This window comes from Meiothermus hypogaeus (assembly GCF_003574035.1).
Classification (GTDB): Bacteria; Deinococcota; Deinococci; order Deinococcales; family Thermaceae; genus Meiothermus; species Meiothermus hypogaeus.
Window position 1 is genome coordinate 32,721 of the sequence record NZ_QWKY01000002.1, and the last position, 15,540, is coordinate 48,260.

Annotated in this window: 10 protein-coding genes and 1 tRNA gene; 10 read left to right on the forward strand and 1 reads right to left on the reverse strand. The window is 60.2% G+C overall.

Features of this window, described 5'->3' with window-relative positions; translation table 11 throughout:
• Positions 1-36: 36 nt before the first annotated feature.
• The 10 genes from Mhypo_RS00750 to Mhypo_RS00795 all read left to right on the forward strand — a co-directional run bounded on the left by Mhypo_RS00750 (position 37) and on the right by Mhypo_RS00795 (position 13,097).
• Positions 37-122 (forward strand) — tRNA-Leu (locus Mhypo_RS00750).
• A 26-nt stretch (positions 123-148) separates the two neighbouring features.
• Positions 149-376, forward strand: coding sequence for a preprotein translocase subunit SecG (secG, locus tag Mhypo_RS00755; protein ID WP_119339450.1), 228 nt, complete (start codon positions 149-151; stop codon positions 374-376).
• Positions 377-623: 247 nt separating this feature from the next.
• Positions 624-2,357, forward strand: a complete 1,734-nt coding sequence (locus Mhypo_RS00760) for an ABC transporter substrate-binding protein (protein WP_119339451.1) — start codon at positions 624-626, stop codon at positions 2,355-2,357.
• A 55-nt stretch (positions 2,358-2,412) separates the two neighbouring features.
• A complete protein-coding gene (locus tag Mhypo_RS00765) occupies positions 2,413-3,609 on the forward strand; it encodes an ABC transporter permease (RefSeq protein ID WP_119339452.1) in 1,197 nt (398 codons plus the stop codon).
• A gap of 11 nt (positions 3,610-3,620) precedes the next feature.
• The gene (locus Mhypo_RS00770) at positions 3,621-5,192 is read left to right on the forward strand and encodes an ABC transporter permease (protein WP_119339453.1); all 1,572 of its coding nucleotides are present in this window, start codon (positions 3,621-3,623) and stop codon (positions 5,190-5,192) included.
• A gap of 77 nt (positions 5,193-5,269) precedes the next feature.
• Positions 5,270-6,298: an ABC transporter ATP-binding protein gene (locus Mhypo_RS00775; RefSeq protein ID WP_119339454.1), complete on the forward strand. Its 1,029-nt coding sequence runs from the start codon at positions 5,270-5,272 to the stop codon at positions 6,296-6,298.
• Entirely contained in the window at positions 6,295-7,305 is a 1,011-nt protein-coding gene (locus Mhypo_RS00780) for an ABC transporter ATP-binding protein (RefSeq protein ID WP_119339455.1), read from the forward strand. Before Mhypo_RS00775 ends, Mhypo_RS00780 begins: the two co-directional genes overlap by 4 nt.
• A 406-nt stretch (positions 7,306-7,711) precedes the next feature.
• Entirely contained in the window at positions 7,712-10,387 is a 2,676-nt protein-coding gene (locus tag Mhypo_RS00785; RefSeq protein WP_170148175.1) for a G8 domain-containing protein, read from the forward strand.
• A gap of 187 nt (positions 10,388-10,574) precedes the next feature.
• The gene (locus tag Mhypo_RS00790) at positions 10,575-11,801 is read left to right on the forward strand and encodes a DUF4139 domain-containing protein (RefSeq protein WP_119339457.1); all 1,227 of its coding nucleotides are present in this window, start codon (positions 10,575-10,577) and stop codon (positions 11,799-11,801) included.
• 195 nt (positions 11,802-11,996) lie between these two features.
• Positions 11,997-13,097 carry a BMP family lipoprotein gene (locus Mhypo_RS00795; protein ID WP_119339458.1) on the forward strand — a complete coding sequence of 367 codons (1,101 nt, stop codon included), beginning with the start codon at positions 11,997-11,999 and terminating at the stop codon, positions 13,095-13,097.
• On the opposite strand, the gene Mhypo_RS00800 is transcribed toward Mhypo_RS00795, so the two are convergent.
• The gene (locus Mhypo_RS00800; protein ID WP_119339459.1) at positions 13,094-15,478 is read right to left on the reverse strand and encodes an aldehyde dehydrogenase family protein; all 2,385 of its coding nucleotides are present in this window, start codon (positions 15,476-15,478) and stop codon (positions 13,094-13,096) included. The two genes, Mhypo_RS00795 and Mhypo_RS00800, sit on opposite strands and share 4 nt — an antisense overlap.
• Positions 15,479-15,540 lie beyond the last annotated feature (62 nt).

Genomic DNA, 15,540 nt, shown 5'->3' on the forward strand with positions numbered 1-15,540 from the left:
TCTTGCTGGCGAGTATGCCAGAACTTTTGCCCGCGTGCCGGGATGGCGGAATTGGTAGACGCACCCGACTCAAAATCGGACGGTTAACAGCCGTGTGGGTTCGAGTCCCATTCCCGGCACCAATCAGCACCGCTAGTGGAGGCATGCAGTGGAAATTCTTCAAAACATCCTGATTTTTCTATACATCGCCGTGGCCGGATTTCTGGTCTACCTGGTGCTTTCGCAAGAACCCAAACAGGGCGCCGGCGATATGTTTGGCGGCTCGACCGACCTCTTCAGTACCCGTGGCGTAACGGGCGGTCTCTACCGCATCACCGTGGTTCTGGGCGCCATCTTCGTGATTCTGGCCTTTTCGTTCCGGTTTTTTAACCGGTAAGCGGTTGGTTAAATCCCTCACCCAAAAGAGCCCTTCAGCCGTGCTGGAGGGCGTTTTCATGTTGGAGCAGTGGAACACTGGTGTAAACCCATCCACCGTTTGGTGGATGAATTCCAGGCACAAATTCACCCACAAGCCCTTGACAGCCGCAGGATGGCTTTATAGCTTTGTACCAAGTCCATACTCGCCCAGGTTCTTCCCCTGAAGCAGCGAGGGTGGTGAACTGTAAGAAATCAGGAGGCTTGAAATGAAGAAACTGCTAGTCTTAGGAATGCTCGCCCTGGCCGGGTTGGCGCTGGCCCAGCCCAAGGTGTTCAAGGGCACCGAGCCGGGCCGGGCGGGGGGTGCCTACCGCATCACCTCCATCTCCGACCCACGTACCTGGAACCCCTTTGTAGCACGGGAGACTTCCTCAACCGACATTATTGCCCTCTTTTTGCCCTACCTGACGACCTATGACCCCTATACCCAGGCCCCGGAGGGCAGGCTGGCTAAGTCGTGGGAAGTCCGTAACAACGGCTTGACCGTGATTTTCAAGCTGCGTGAAGGGGCCAAGTGGTCCGACGGACAGGCCATCGACGCTGACGATGTGATTTTTAGTGCCACCGTCCACGCCGATCAGCGGGTCAACTCCAACTCGCGAAGCAGCTTCATCCTCGATGGTCAGCCGATCCGCTGGACCAAGGTAGACCAGTTTACGGTGCGGGCCGACTTCCCCAAGCCCTATGCACCGGCCCTCATCCAGGGTTGGTATATCGTGCCCGAGCACGTTTTTGGTCCGGCCTATCGCGCAGGTGTGCAGCAACTTCAGGCGCTATGGAATCTGGACACCCCAGCAGCTCAGGTGGTCTCGGGCGGCCCCTTCAAGCTGGATAGCTACGTCAAGGGTGAGCGGGTGGTGCTGGTGCGCAACCCCAACTACTGGGGGGTGGATGAACGCAATAACCCGGTGGCCTACCTCGAGCGCTACACCTTCCAGATTGTGCCCGACCTGAACGCCCAGCTTGCGCGCTTCCTGGCCGGGGAGGCTGATACCTTTGCAGCCGCTAACGCCGACCAGGTGGCGCAGGTTTTGGAACGCATCCGCGCTAATCGCCTGCGGGCCGAAATCTTCCCCAACGTAGACGTGACGCTGGGCACCAACTTTATCGTTTTCAACTGGAACCACAAGGACTCCTTCAAGGAAAGCCTGTTCCGTCAGGTTAAGTTCCGCCGGGCCATGGCCCACCTGATGGACAAGAAGTCCATGATCGAGGTGGCCCTGGGCGGCTTGGGTCAGGCTCAGTGGAGCCCCATCTCCATTCCCAACAAAGCCTTCTTCACCGACGATGTGGCCAAGTTCGAGTTCAGCCCGCAGAAGGCTGTGCAGCTCCTGGCCGAACTGGGCTTCCGCAGCAAAAACCGCGATGGCTGGTTGGTGAACGCCCAGGGTAAGGTGCTGGAGTTCAACCTGGTGACCAACCAGGGCAACAACGTACGCGAGCGCATTGCCCAGATCTTCCGTGACGAAGCCCGCAAGGTAGGGGTCAAGGTCGAATACCGCCCCATCGACTTCAACGAGCTGGTGCGTCAGCTGACCAGCCCCGCCGCCGATGGCACCCGCGATTTCGATGCCATTCTGATCGGCCTTACTGGCGGCATCGAACCTGCCTTCAGCCGCAACGTGTGGGAACTCAACGGCTCGCTGCACGCCTGGAACCTGGGCACCGGTGGTAAAAACCCGGCCAAGGTGGAGGCCTTCGAAGTGCTCATCGATACCTTGATGAAGCGCGGTGCTACCACCCTCGACCAGGCCCAGCGTCGTCAGATTTACGTGCAGTTCCAGAAGGTGGTGGCCGAGAACCTGCCGCTCATCTATACCGTGGCCCCGGCCTACAACCCGGCCCGCCTGACCCGACTGGGTGGTATGTTCCCCAAGGAGCAGATCAACTCTATTAACGGACAGGCCCCCTATATCGAGACCATTTTTGCCAAGGAGTAAATGCCTTCGGGGGCAAGGGGTGGCAGGCCACCCCTTGCCTTCATGCTGAGGTTCTATGTTTGGCTACGTTGTACGAAGGCTACTCCAGCTAATCCCTACCTTCTTTGGGGCCACCCTGCTGGCCTTTCTGGTGATCCAGCTCGCGCCGGGCGATTTTGTAACCCGGCTCGAGCTCGACCCCACCCAGGATCGTGAATCTATTGCCAACCTGCGCCAACAGTTGGGCCTTGACCAGCCCCTGCCGGTGCAGTACGCCAAGTGGCTATCCGGCATTCTGCAAGGCTACCTGGGCCTATCGCTCTCGTATAAATCCGATGTGTGGAGCGTAATTGGTCAGCGCATCCTGAACTCTATGGTTCTGGTGGTGCTGGCCACCCTGATGATCTATCTGATCGCCATTCCCATTGGGGTGTACTCGGCCATCCGCAAGTACACCTGGCCCGACCGAACCTTCACCGTCTTGGCTTTTTTGGGTCTGGCCATCCCCAACTTCTTTTTCGGGCTCATAATGCTCTTTTTGGCAGTTTGGCTCTCCGATCTTACCAATATGCGTATTTTGCCTATTGGTGGTATGACCAACGAGTTTCTTCACCTGGGTAACATGACCCGGGCGGCCCAGATACTCTTTCCGCCGGCCCTGATCGGCACCCTGGTTTTTGCCGGGATGTTCTGGTGGCGTGTGCAACGCAAGCAAGCGGCCACGTTTGGCATCTGGGTGGGGCTGGTGCTGTTTGGCATGAGCGCTTTGCTGATGCTCTGGCCGTTGTTGCAAGGGCCGGGCTTGCCTGAACGGCTGCCCTATACCGAGTCACCCCTTTGGGCCAGGGCCACCAACGTGCTCTGGCACGCCTTCCCGGTGGTCATTGTGGTGGGCACTTCGGGCCTGGCTGGCCTCATGCGTGTCATGCGCGGCCAGATGCTGGACGTCCTCTCGCAAGACTACATTCGAACGGCGCGGGCCAAGGGTTTGAACGAGCGGGTGGTGATTTACAAACATGCCCTGCGCAACGCCGTCATCCCCTTCATTGCCGGGATAGGGGGGTTGTTGCCGGGCCTGATTGGGGGTGCTGGACTGGTGGAGGTCACCATGGCCTGGCCGGGCATTACCCCCGCGCTTCTTGAGGCAATCTCGGCCATTGACATCTATGTGATTATGGGTCTCATTACCATCACCACCGTCTTGCTGATGATTGGCAACGTGGTTTCGGATCTGCTCCTGGCCTGGGTAGACCCGCGCATCCGCTACAGCTAGGGGGAACGTGCATGATTCGAAGAGTGCAAATGAAAGCCACCCCTCAGGCCAACCGGAGTTTTTTCCAGCAAGCCTGGATTCGCTTTAAGCGGCATCCTCTGGCTCGCCTGGGTGCAGCAGTTCTGCTGGTGTTTTACCTGGGAGCCCTGTTTGCCGACTTCCTGGCACCTTATCCAGAAGAGAAGAGCTTCCGCGATTTCTCTTTTGCCTCACCCACCCAAATTTATTGGCGTGACGAAAACGGAAGGTTGACCCGGCCCTATGTGTGCGCTGCCGAGCGGCGCCGGAACCTCGAGACCTTCAAGGTCGAGGTCATCACCGACTGCGAGAAGGGTCGCTACCCTATTTATTTCTTCGTCCAGGGTGAACCCTATCGTTTTCTGGGGCTTATTTCCACCGACCTGCGCCTGATGGGGGGCCCCTGGCTGCTGGAAGACCAGGCCAAACTCTTTTTGTGGGGTACCGACGACTTTGGCCGCGATGTGTGGGGTCGCATCTGGTTTGGGGCCCGCATCAGCCTGACCATTGGTATCTTTGCGGTGGCCCTGGCTCTTTTGATCGGCATCCTGATGGGTAGTATTTCTGGCTTCTACGCTGGCCGACCGGTTACTTTTAGTATCGGGCTATTGAACCCTCGCTTCTGGGAGTTTGTGCGGGGTAGCCGCCCGCTGGATCATCTGCTGGCGCTTGTCGGTCTGGTTTTGATGGCGGCCTTGCTTTGGGGAATGGGCCAGGGTTACGAGCGCTACATTCGGCCCGATCTTCAGCGCGTTAGCACCCTGGCCCTAGGGGGTCTAGGCTTGGTGCTGGGTCTGGTGGGGCTGGGTGTGCTGATGTACTTCCTGGTCTGGCGTAGTCATCTGGCAAGGGCCCTGCTCTGGCTTTCGGCCTGGGGGGGGATGGCCTGGCTGCTGTGGATTACGGTCTGGGGCTTCTGGCAGAGCAGCCGGGGTCTGGAAGCCATCATCGCGGGTTTGATTGGCGCAGTGCTGCTGGGGGCTATTGGGTATATCCTGCTCTGGCCACGCATCGAACTGGATCTGGATACCATCATCATGCGTGCAGTGGAGGTGCTGGCGGCCATTCCTGATTTGTTCTTGCTGATCATCCTTTCGGTGCTCATCCCCATGGAAGTGCCGCCTGCGGTGCGCTTTGTGCTGGTGGTGACCATTCTCTCCTTTGTGAACTGGGGCGGGCTGGCCCGCATTATTCGCAGCCAGGTGCTACAACTGCGCGAGATGGAGTTTGCTCAGGCGGCTCAGGCCCTGGGAGCCGGAGATGCCCGGATCATCATTCGACACGTGCTGCCAGGAACCTACACCTACTTAATCGTTGCGGTCACGCTGGCCATTCCTGGTTTCATCCTGGGCGAGTCGGGCCTCTCCTTCCTGGGGCTGGGCATCCAGGAACCGGCCACCTCCTGGGGGCTGATGCTTTCCAAGGCCCAGGCTACCGGCATCACGGCCTTTAGCGAGCGGCCCTGGCTTCTGATTCCGGGGTTTTTTATCCTGCTGGCGGTGCTGGCCTACAATTTCATGGGGGACGGTTTGCGCGATGCCCTCGACCCTCGCACCAAAGTGTAGGGCGATGGTTTTTGATGAATGTGGCCTCGAGGGCGATATAATGTCGCAACCTGCTGTTGCAGTGATTAGGAGTGGGAATGGACGAGAAACGGTTGGTGGATGTTACAGACCTGAAGGTTCACTTTTTCACCGACGACGGGGTGGTTAAGGCCGTAGACGGCGTGTCTTTCCACATTGACAAAGGCGAGACCCTGGCGGTAGTGGGCGAATCGGGCTCAGGGAAGTCGGTTGCCAGCCTGGCCATGATGCGCCTGATTCCCAACCCCCCCGGCAAGATAGTTGGTGGGCAAGTGCTTTTTAGGGGCAAAGATGGCAAAACCCGGGATTTGGTCAAGGAAGATGAGGCTACCATGCGCAAGATTCGTGGCAACGACATTGCCATGATCTTCCAGGAGCCCATGACCAGTCTCAACCCGGTGTATACCGTGGGCGACCAGATTGCCGAGGCCATTGTGCTGCACCAGGGTAAGAGCAAGAAGGAAGCCCTGGATCAGGCCGCCGAGATGCTTGATCTGGTCGGCATCCCCGAACCTAAAAAACGCCTGTCCAACTACCCCCACCAGATGTCGGGTGGGATGCGTCAACGAGTCATGATCGCCATGGCGCTCTCCTGCAATCCCTCCCTCCTCATTGCCGACGAGCCCACCACCGCTTTAGATGTGACCATTCAGGCCCAGATTCTGGAACTTATGAACAAGCTGCGGGAAGAGATTGGCATGAGCATCCTGTTCATTACCCACAACCTGGGTGTAGTGGCCGAGATGGCCGACCGGGTGGTGGTGATGTACGCGGGGCGGGCGGTGGAAGAAGCCGATGTGGTGCCCACCTTCAAAAAGCCCCTGCACCCCTACACCATGGGTCTTTTGAACTCGGTGCCCCGGCTCGATCTGGCGGCTACCCACCAACAGCGCCTGGAGGCTATTCCAGGCAATGTACCCAACCCGCTCAACCTGCCCCAGGGCTGTGCCTTCCACCCGCGCTGCAAATTCTTCAAGCCGGGCCTGTGTGACCAGGACATTCCAGTCTTGCAAGACGCCGGCAACGGTCACATGGTGCGTTGCGTGCGCTGGGCCGAGATTCAAAAAGGTGAGGTGGTGGGAGCATGAGCGCGGTTGTTCCTGAGACCACAACGGCTAACCTGGTTGAGGTGACCCATCTCAAGAAGTGGTTCCCTATTCGCGGGGGGATTCTTTCCCGGGTAGTGGCCAATGTTAAGGCAGTCAACGATGTGAGCTTTGGCGTGAAGAAGGGCGAGGTGCTGGGCTTGGTAGGGGAGTCCGGTTCGGGCAAGACCACCGTGGGCCGTACCATCCTGCGCCTGATTGAACCCACTGAGGGAACCATCAGCTTCCAGGGGCAAGACATCACGCACATTCCCAAGAACCAACTCCGCTCCTATCGCCGCAAGATGCAGATTATCTTCCAGGATCCGTTTGCCTCGCTCAACCCGCGCATGACCGTGGGTGATATCATTGCCGAGCCGCTGGTCATCCACAACCTGGAAGGTTCCGCCCAGGCCCGCAACGACCGCGTGGCCGAACTGCTGCAACTGGTGGGCCTCAACCCCGACCACGTGCGCCGCTACCCCCACGAGTTTTCGGGCGGACAGCGTCAGCGTATTGGGATTGCCCGTGCCTTGGCCGTACGCCCCGAGTTCATCGTGGCGGACGAGCCGGTCTCGGCTCTGGACGTCTCGATTCAGGCCCAGGTGGTTAACCTGTTGCAAGATCTCAAAGAGCAGCTGGGCTTGACTATCCTATTCATCGCCCACGACCTGGCGGTGGTGGAATATATCTCCGACCGCATCGCGGTAATGTACCTGGGTAAGGTGATGGAGCTGGCCCCCTCGCGTGACCTGTACCTGAAGCCGCGCCACCCCTACACCGAGGCCCTGCTATCGGCCATCCCTACCCCCGACCCCACCATCAAGCGTGAGCGTATCGTGCTGCAGGGAGACATACCCAGTCCTATCAACCCGCCCTCGGGCTGTGTCTTCCGTACCCGTTGCCGCTACGCGATTGCCGAGTGTGCCAACACCGTGCCCGAACTCAAAGAAGTCTCGCCCGGCCACTTCAAAGCCTGCATTCGCGACGACATCCCGGGCCTGAGTTAGGCGATGGTGCCAGACAGGCTACCGTTAAACCAGACACCCCAGCCAAAGCTGGGGTTTTTGATTTGATCAAGTGTTTTTTTTACTTGCTGAGGTCAGCTTGGAAAGGGTCGAACCGGGTATTCCTCGAGGTACAGGTTATTCGAAGCTCGTTGGGCCAATGACCCGAATTGCAATGCCGGTTGCAATGATTCCAAATTGCATTACATTAAGCCCCGCTTAAGGCATACAACACAGCCCCAGTATTTGGGCCTGTTTAGCATGGGGCATGCTTTTCAGGCACTTATATGTTGTTATCCTGGCTGTACTGTTGGCCGGATGCGGCAACACAAAATCCAATCCGAACCCCCCTGGCGATATTCCCATCACTTTCACTGGCAACTGGTCAGACCCCAAAACCTGGCAGGAGATGGGGCGAGCCAAACCGGTTGAGGGCGATGCCGTGACCATTCCGGCGGGCCGACGGGTGATCCTGGACGAGAGCACGCCCGACTTGGCGGGGTTGACGATTTTGGGAGAACTCGAGTTTGCCCGCCGTGACCTCAGTCTGACCGCCGACTGGATTATGCTGCACGGAGCCCTCAAGATTGGTAGCGAGACCGAGCCCTTCGCGCAGAAGGCCACCCTCACCCTCAACGCTGCTAATCCCAACGAAAATCTGATGAACATGGGCACGCGAGGCATTTTGCTGATGGGGGGCCAGTTGTTGCTCTACGGCCAGCGGCCCAACCCGACCTGGACAAAAATCGCCGAACACGCCGCGCAGGGCGCGACCACCTTGAGGCTCGAGGACAGCGTGAACTGGGCTGCGGGTAGTCAGGTGGTGCTGGCCCCCACCGACTTTTTCCCGCATAACAACCTTAATAACCCCGACCCCCGTGCAGTTGCCACTGAACTGCTGGAAGTTGGCAGCCAGACGGGAAACAGTCTCACCCTGAAAACCGGCCTACAAAAACCGCGCTGGGGCAAACTGCAATACGTGGGCGCCTCTGGCATGACCCTTACACCCACCAGTGCCATCACCAACCTGGTGCTTGACGAGCGGGCGGCGATAGGAAACCTCAGCCGTAACATTGTGATCCAGGCTGCGGACGACACCCTCTGGCGTGAACAGGGTTTTGGGGCTCACATAATGGCTATGGCGGGCTCAGTGCTCAAACTGGACGGTGTGGAACTGCGCCGGGTGGGCCAACTGTTCCGCCAGGGGCGCTACCCCATTCACTGGCACATGCTGAGCTACGACGAGAGCACCGGGGCCGAACTGGGTGATGCCACCGGGCAGTTCGTGCGGAACAGCTCTATCTGGAATTCGGTCAACCGCTGTGTGACCATCCACGGCACCAACGGGGTCACCGTTTCCAACAACATATGCTATGGCATCCTGGGACATGCGGTCTTTTTGGAAGATGCGGTAGAGCGTCGAAATGTATTGGAAAACAATCTGGTGCTACAGGTGCGCCAACCGCCGCGTGGGAATGCGGCCCCTGCCATTTGTACCCGAATGGTGAATGGGCAGCGCGATTGCCGTATCCTGGGCCACGATGGCGAACCCACGGGCTTCTGGCTGACCAACCCCGACAACATTGTGCGCGGCAACATCGTGGGTGACTCGGAGGGCAAAGGCTTCTGGCTGGCCTACCCCAAGAGTTCGCTGGGCTTAAGCCAGAGGGTCAACCTACGCCCCGATCGAATGGCCTTTGGGGTGTTTGCTGATAATGTGGCCCACAGTAGTCTGGAGGGCATTCACATTGACAACGTGCCTACCAGGGCCGATCCCGGTCAGGTCGAGGTCAACAAGTACATTCCCATGCGCGAGGATTACAACCGCGCAGTAGAGGTGGACTACGATTTCAATAAGTGGCTGCGCTTCCGATTGGAGCGCATCACTGTCTACAAAAACGGCACCAGTTGGGGCAGCGGAGCCTTTTGGAACCGGGTGAGTTGGCCCGACTATGTAAACTGGGTTTCTGCCGACAACACTGGGGCTTTTTTTGCAGGGGCTGGCGATAACGGGCGCATCACCGACTCACTGATTATCGGGCAAAGTTTAAACAACGCCACCCCGTTGCCCAACCGCAACGACCCGCAAGTGGCGCTGGCCAGCTACCACTCCACCTTTGACATAGACAACAACGTCATCGTGAACTTTCCCTTTGTGCCCAGGGTGCCAGGTAGTGGGGCATTCAAGACCGATGACTACTACACGAGAGGGATCGACAAAGGGCTGGTGCGCAACCCTGACAACCGTCTGATTAACTCCGACCCTGGCTACCGGGTGCCGCCCCCTTCGCTGGCCCCCGAGCAGTACCCACGTGCAAACGAAAACTGGACGCTGGCCGGGGCGCTTTGGGATCCCCACGGCTACTGGGGGCCGAAAGGCAACTTCTGGGTGTTTGATGTGCCCTTCCTAACCCATGGCGATGTGTCGGGTCAGATCTGCACCGATGTGAGGCCCACTGCGCTGGGCCTGGGTGTGACCCCCGGCACTAAGAATGGGGCTAGTTGCAATGGGCAATACTACGGCGTGGGCGACTACCTTACAGATTTTGATACCCGCCGCTACAACTTCAAACACCCCATCGAGGTCAGCCGTCGTGACCCCGCAAATGTGCAGACCGAGGTGGGACGCTGGACGGTGGCTGATGGCAACATTTCAGGCAAGCTGGGCAACATGCGGAGCTTTGCCGCTCGAACGGGTGGCTACTACTTGCTGCGTTTTCCCAGCCGGGCCGGTACAGGGTACGACCTGCCGAAGTGGGTTGAGCTCGAGATTACCAATGCCTTCCGCGATTCGGACTGGTTCGTCCTCGCCGTGAGCTTGGAAGGCTCGGTTCCGCTGGACAAGAGTGTGTACATGGTACCGGCCTATCAATCTAGTCCCCGGCGCGACTTCACGCCGGCGGGCAGCCTGGCCGAGGTGGTGGCCTCGGGGGGTGACAAATACTGGCGCGACCCTGCACAGAACCTGTTGTGGCTCAAGATTGTAGGTGGGCTCAAACACCGCGACTTTGACCAGGCGGTGCAGAACAACCCCAACTCAGATTTTGCCCTCTATGGGTCGGTGCGGCTGTTTGTAAATCGTTAATTGTGGTTTTTGAGGCACGAGGCGGCAACGCGCTTGGTCTTGCGCCTTTTTACTCCGTTGGTCGGTTGCAACCCAGGCTCGGTATAAATCCAAAAACGCAAAGACCCGCTTGGTTAGGGCTATTACCTCAAAAATCGGTCAATGCGCTCTCACCTCGCCTCAATGGTGGGGTGATTTACTGGCTTATATGCGAATAAAACTATCGCTGCTGGCTATGATGCTATTTGGTATGGCTCAGGCTCAAGAAACGGTGATTTATCGGGGCTTTGCCGAACTACGACAGCTGCAAACCCTGCCGCAAAATGAGTGGACCTGGGAGCCAGGCGAGACCCTGTTCCAGAGCCTGGTGCCGGGAACCCTGCGTCTGATAGGGGTAACCGAGCAGTCGCGCCGGGTGCAGGTGGCCGCCCAACAAAGCCCCCTGGCTGCCTATGTGGGCAAGGAGGTGCAGTTTTACTGGGAGGGTCAGTGGCGCAAGGCCACCCTGGTGAGTGCCGAGCGGAACCTGTATCTGTACGAGGGCCGTTACCTGGTAGGGCTACCTGGAACGGTGGCCTATCCCGACCCCGGCGGATTTAGTGCTGTTACTGGCCCAAAAGTGATCTTTCGCTATCAGGGGGGTGGCTCGGGAACGCTGGCCTATCTGACTCGAGGCCTGACCTGGAACCTACGCTACACGCTGGAGGATGGCGAGCTGACCGGCTGGGCGACCCTGACCAACGGACTGGGCCGCACCGTGCGCCTGGGCCGCACCGACCTGGTAGCCGGGAGTGTGCCCTTGCTGGAAGGGGGGTTCAGTGTGCCTGCGCCCCGCCCTGAAACCCGGATGTTGCAGGCCGCCCCTGCCGCTGCGGAGGTGGCGGACGCCGAGTTTGTGGGAGAAGCAGCAGGCACCTACCGCTACCGTTTGCCGGAAGAGGTGACGCTCGAGCCCGGCCTGACCGAGCTACCTTTTATTCGCACCCGGGTGCAACCGGTCTATTTGTGGCGCTTGCAAACCGGCTTCAGTACCGAACGCGAGCTGGCTTTTGTGCGGGGTTTTCGTTTTGCGGCCCCGGAAAACCTGGCCGCCGGGGTGGTGAGCGTCCGCGAGCAAGGGGTGTTTGTGGGGCAGGCGGCCACCGGCGATACGGCCAAAGGCAACCAGGTCAACCTGATGCTAGGTCCTGACCCCGAAGGCAGGGCCACCCGGCAGGTGGAGCAACAGGCCCGCAACCGCTTCCGGGTGACCACCCGGGTGCAAAACCCCAAGTCCTATGCGGTGGAGGTCGAAATTCAGGAGTTCATGCCCCAGCCCTTCACGCTGGAAGGGGAGGGCCTCGAGCGCATCCCCGAGGGCTACCGCCTGCGCTTCACCCTGGCCCCCAATCAGAGCCGTTCATACACGTACACCCTGATTTTGCAGCAACGCTAGACCGCCCACATTTTCGTAGCCTTGCGCACCGAGCCTCGAGGCCGACCAAAGACGCATCGCTCGAGGGGCCTGCCTCGGCCCATTTCTGGCATCCTATACCCGGTGGGACCGTCTCAGGCGGGCCCTCTAGATGGGAACCGTTTGCCCTACCCTGGGACGCTTGCAGCCCTGGAAGGGCTATGCTACCCTTCCAGCATGAAAAAGCTACTGGGCGTGCTTTTGCTGGGTGTGGGGCTGGTCTGGGCGCAGCCTCTGGGCAGCGTGGCCATGGTCTTCAGCGAGGGGGCCAAAACCGACCCTACCTTTAACGGGGTGGCCTACGGCGGGGCGCAGCGAACGGTACAGCAGTTTGGGGGGCGTCTCTTCGACTTCGAACCCACCGACCCCTCGCAGATTCCGGGGGCGGTGCGCCGCTTTGCCGCCGAGCGCTTTGACCTCATTATTGGCCTGGGTTTCGCCACCGAACCCGGCATTACGGCTGCAGCACGTGAATTCCGCGATCAGCGCTTCGCCTTGATCGACACCGCCACCGATGCCCCCAATGTAGCCTCGTATGTATTCCGCGAGAACGAGGGCACCTTTCTGGTGGGCTACATTGCAGGAAGGCTCAGCCAGACCGGCGTGGTGGGCTTTGTGGGGGGAATGGATATTCCCCTCATCCACAAGTTTGAGGTGGGCTACCGCGAAGGGGTGCGGCGGGCCTGCCCGGCGTGCCGGATGGTGGTGAACTATGTGGGCAACACCCCCGCGGCCTTCTCCGATCCGGCCCGGGCCAAGGAGATAGCCGCCTTCCAAAAGTCGCAGGGGGCCGACATCATCTATGCTGCAGCCGGGGCCTCGGGGCTGGGGGTGTTTGACTACGTCAAGCAGACCCGTTGTATCAAGGCTGCCGAACTACCTCGAGGCTTGCGCTTCCGCAGCAACCCCTTCGCTGCCGTGCCCAAGTACGAGGCCTACACCCGTGAGTGCGCCGGAGATACCCGGCCCATGTTCTTTATTGGGGGGGACGGCAACCTGAACTTTTTAGGCGACACCGACAACAACCCGGCCACTTTGAACCACGCCCTTACCTGCATGCTCAAACGGGTGGATGTGGCCGCCCAGCGCGCGGTGGAGTCGGTGGCGCGCGGTAGCTTTCAGGGCGGCCTGGTGAGCCTGGGTCTGCGGGAAAATGGGCTGGGCTATGCCCTCGATACCTATAACCAGGCCCTGTTGCCCGAAAGCCTTCGCCGCGAAGTGAACGCCATTCGGCAAAGCATTGTTGCGGGCCGGATTGTGGTGCCGGACAAGCGCTAAGCACCGTACGGAACCCAGATATTCTTGACCTGGGTGGCCTGGCGCAGGATTTCGTCGGTGTTGGGTAGGGGGCCGCTGGGGAGCAACATCCAGGTGCGCTTCATGTTCCCGGCGCTGGCCCGCTCGACCAACGCATGTCCGGCCTGGGGCCCGGCGTACCAGACGGCGTCCACGTCGTCGTGTTCGGCCAGGGTTTTGGCCAGCTCGTCGCGCTCGCCGGTCACTATGTTAAAGGTGCCCGCAGGGATGTCGGAGGTCTCCAAGACCTGATAAAAGTCGGTAGCGACCAGGGGGGCCAGCGGCGAGGGCACCACCACCAGGGTGTTGCCCAGGGCCAGCGCGGTTCCTGCCAGCCGCGCCAGGGCCAGCAGCGGCTGGTCGTCGGGACAGAGAATGCCCATCACCCCGATGGGCTCGGGTATGGCCAGGGTCACGTTGCGGATGGGGGTGGGGTGAACTACCCCTTCGTATTTGTCGGCCCAGGCGGCGGCGGTAAAGAGGGCCTCGAGGGCCGCTTCTACCTCTGCGTGGCCGTCCTGTCCGGTCTGTGCGTGGATGCGGTGGCCAAACTCCTCGGCCCGCTCGGACAGGTTTTCGGCCAGGAAGTACAGGATTTGTGCCCTGTTGTGCGCGCTGGCCTTGCGCCAAGCCTCAAAAGCCGCGCGGGCGGCCTCCACCGCATTGCGAATGTCCTTGCGGTTACCAAGCCCCACCTCGCCCAGAAGTTGCCCGTCCGGGGCATACACGGCCTTGCTGTAGCCGCTATCGGGCCGGGCCTGCCTGCCGCCGATAAAGAGCTTGGCGGTGCGGTCTATGGGGGGCTGAAAGCTAAAGGTTGCAGGCTGAAGGCTGGGTGTTTCCTTAGCAGCCCTCGAGGGGGCCCTGGTTTTGCGACTTTGAGCTTTGGGATGTGGGCTTTCGGCTTTTTTCACGTACTCCCACAGCCCCTCCTTGCCCCCCTCGCGCCCAAAGCCCGACTCACGGTAACCGCCAAAGCCGCTGGCGGCATCGAAGAGGTTGGTGCTGTTGATCCAGATGGTGCCGGCTTTGATCTGGGTGGCGATGTCCAGGGCCAGGTTGATATCCTCGCTCCAGATGGAGGCAGCCAGGCCGTAGCGGGTGTTGTTGGCCAGCCGCACGGCCTCCTCGGGGGTGCGGAAGGTCAGTGCAGCCAGCACCGGCCCAAAAATTTCCTCCTGGGCGATGGTAGAGGCTGGGGCGACCTCGGTAAAAAGCGTGGGGGGGTAAAAGCACCCCTCGCTTGGCACCGCCCAGCTTGGCTGCCAGAGCCGGGCCCCTTCCTCCACGCCCTTTTGCACCAACTGCTGGATTTTCTGGAGCTGAACCGGTGCCACGATGGCCCCGATGTCCACGGCCTTGTCCAGGGGGTTGCCTACGCGCAGTTTTTCCATGCGGGCGCGCAGCTTGGTATACATCCTCTCGGCAATGCCCTCCTGCACCAGAAGCCTCGAGCCTGCACAGCAGACCTGCCCCTGGTTGAACCAGATGGCGTCCACCACCCCCTCCACGGCGCTATCCAGGTCGGCATCCTCGAAGACCAGGAAAGGCGATTTGCCCCCGAGCTCGAGGGAGAGCTTTTTGCCGCTGCCCGCTGTGGCTTTGCGGATGAGCCGCCCCACCTCGGTCGAACCGGTAAAGGCGATTTTGTCCACCCCCGGATGCTCCACCAGGGCCGCCCCGGTTTTGCCGTCGCCGGTGAGAATGTTTACCACCCCCGGCGGCAGCCCAATGCTCTGGCAGATCTCCGCAAATAAAAGCGCGGTGAGGGGCGTAAACTCGGCGGGCTTCAGCACCACCGTGTTGCCCATAGCCAGCGCCGGGGCAATTTTCCAGGAGAGCATCAGCAGCGGGAAGTTCCAGGGGATAATCTGCCCCACCACGCCCAGAGGGGCATAGCCCGCCAGCTCGCTTTCCATAAGCTGGGCCCAGCCGGCGTGGTAGTAGAAGTGGCGGGCTACCAGGGGAATGTCAATGTCGCGGGTCTCGCGGATGGGCTTGCCGTTGTCCAGGGTTTCCAGCACGGCAAACAGGCGGGCGTGCTTCTGCACCTGCCGGGCCATGGCGTACAGGTAGCGGGCCCGCACGTGACCGGGGGTCTGACTCCAACCGATAAAAGCTTTGCGGGCAGCCTTGACGGCCTCGTCTACGTCGACGGCGCTGGCCTGGGCCACCTCGGCCAGCTTTTGGGCGTTGGCCGGGTTGAGGGTGGCGAACCATTCCTGGCTGGCCGGGTCGCGCCACTTGCCCCCAATAAAAAGCCCGAATTTGCCCTGGTGGGCCTTCAGCCAGTCCAGCGCGGGTTGGGCGGCTTCCGGGGCGGGGCCATAGGGAAGGGTCTCCATAAGTTCAGTAAGGGTCATGTTTGGCTCCAGTTCAGGGCGGGCTTCGATATAGATGAACTCTGCTTCTTAGCTTTCAGGAG

Bases quoted from the DNA above. Each gene is read 5' to 3' on its own strand.
- Mhypo_RS00760 (WP_119339451.1), top strand. From the start codon at position 624: ATGAAGAAACTGCTAGTCTTAGGAATGCTCGCCCTGGCCGGGTTGGCG.
- Mhypo_RS00765 (WP_119339452.1), top strand. From the start codon at position 2,413: ATGTTTGGCTACGTTGTACGAAGGCTACTCCAGCTAATCCCTACCTTC.
- Mhypo_RS00770 (WP_119339453.1), top strand. From the start codon at position 3,621: ATGATTCGAAGAGTGCAAATGAAAGCCACCCCTCAGGCCAACCGGAGT.
- Mhypo_RS00775 (WP_119339454.1), top strand. From the start codon at position 5,270: ATGGACGAGAAACGGTTGGTGGATGTTACAGACCTGAAGGTTCACTTT.
- Mhypo_RS00780 (WP_119339455.1), top strand. From the start codon at position 6,295: ATGAGCGCGGTTGTTCCTGAGACCACAACGGCTAACCTGGTTGAGGTG.
- Mhypo_RS00785 (WP_170148175.1), top strand. From the start codon at position 7,712: ATGGGGCGAGCCAAACCGGTTGAGGGCGATGCCGTGACCATTCCGGCG.
- Mhypo_RS00790 (WP_119339457.1), top strand. From the start codon at position 10,575: ATGCGAATAAAACTATCGCTGCTGGCTATGATGCTATTTGGTATGGCT.
- Mhypo_RS00795 (WP_119339458.1), top strand. From the start codon at position 11,997: ATGAAAAAGCTACTGGGCGTGCTTTTGCTGGGTGTGGGGCTGGTCTGG.
- Mhypo_RS00800 (WP_119339459.1), bottom strand. From the start codon at position 15,478: ATGACCCTTACTGAACTTATGGAGACCCTTCCCTATGGCCCCGCCCCG.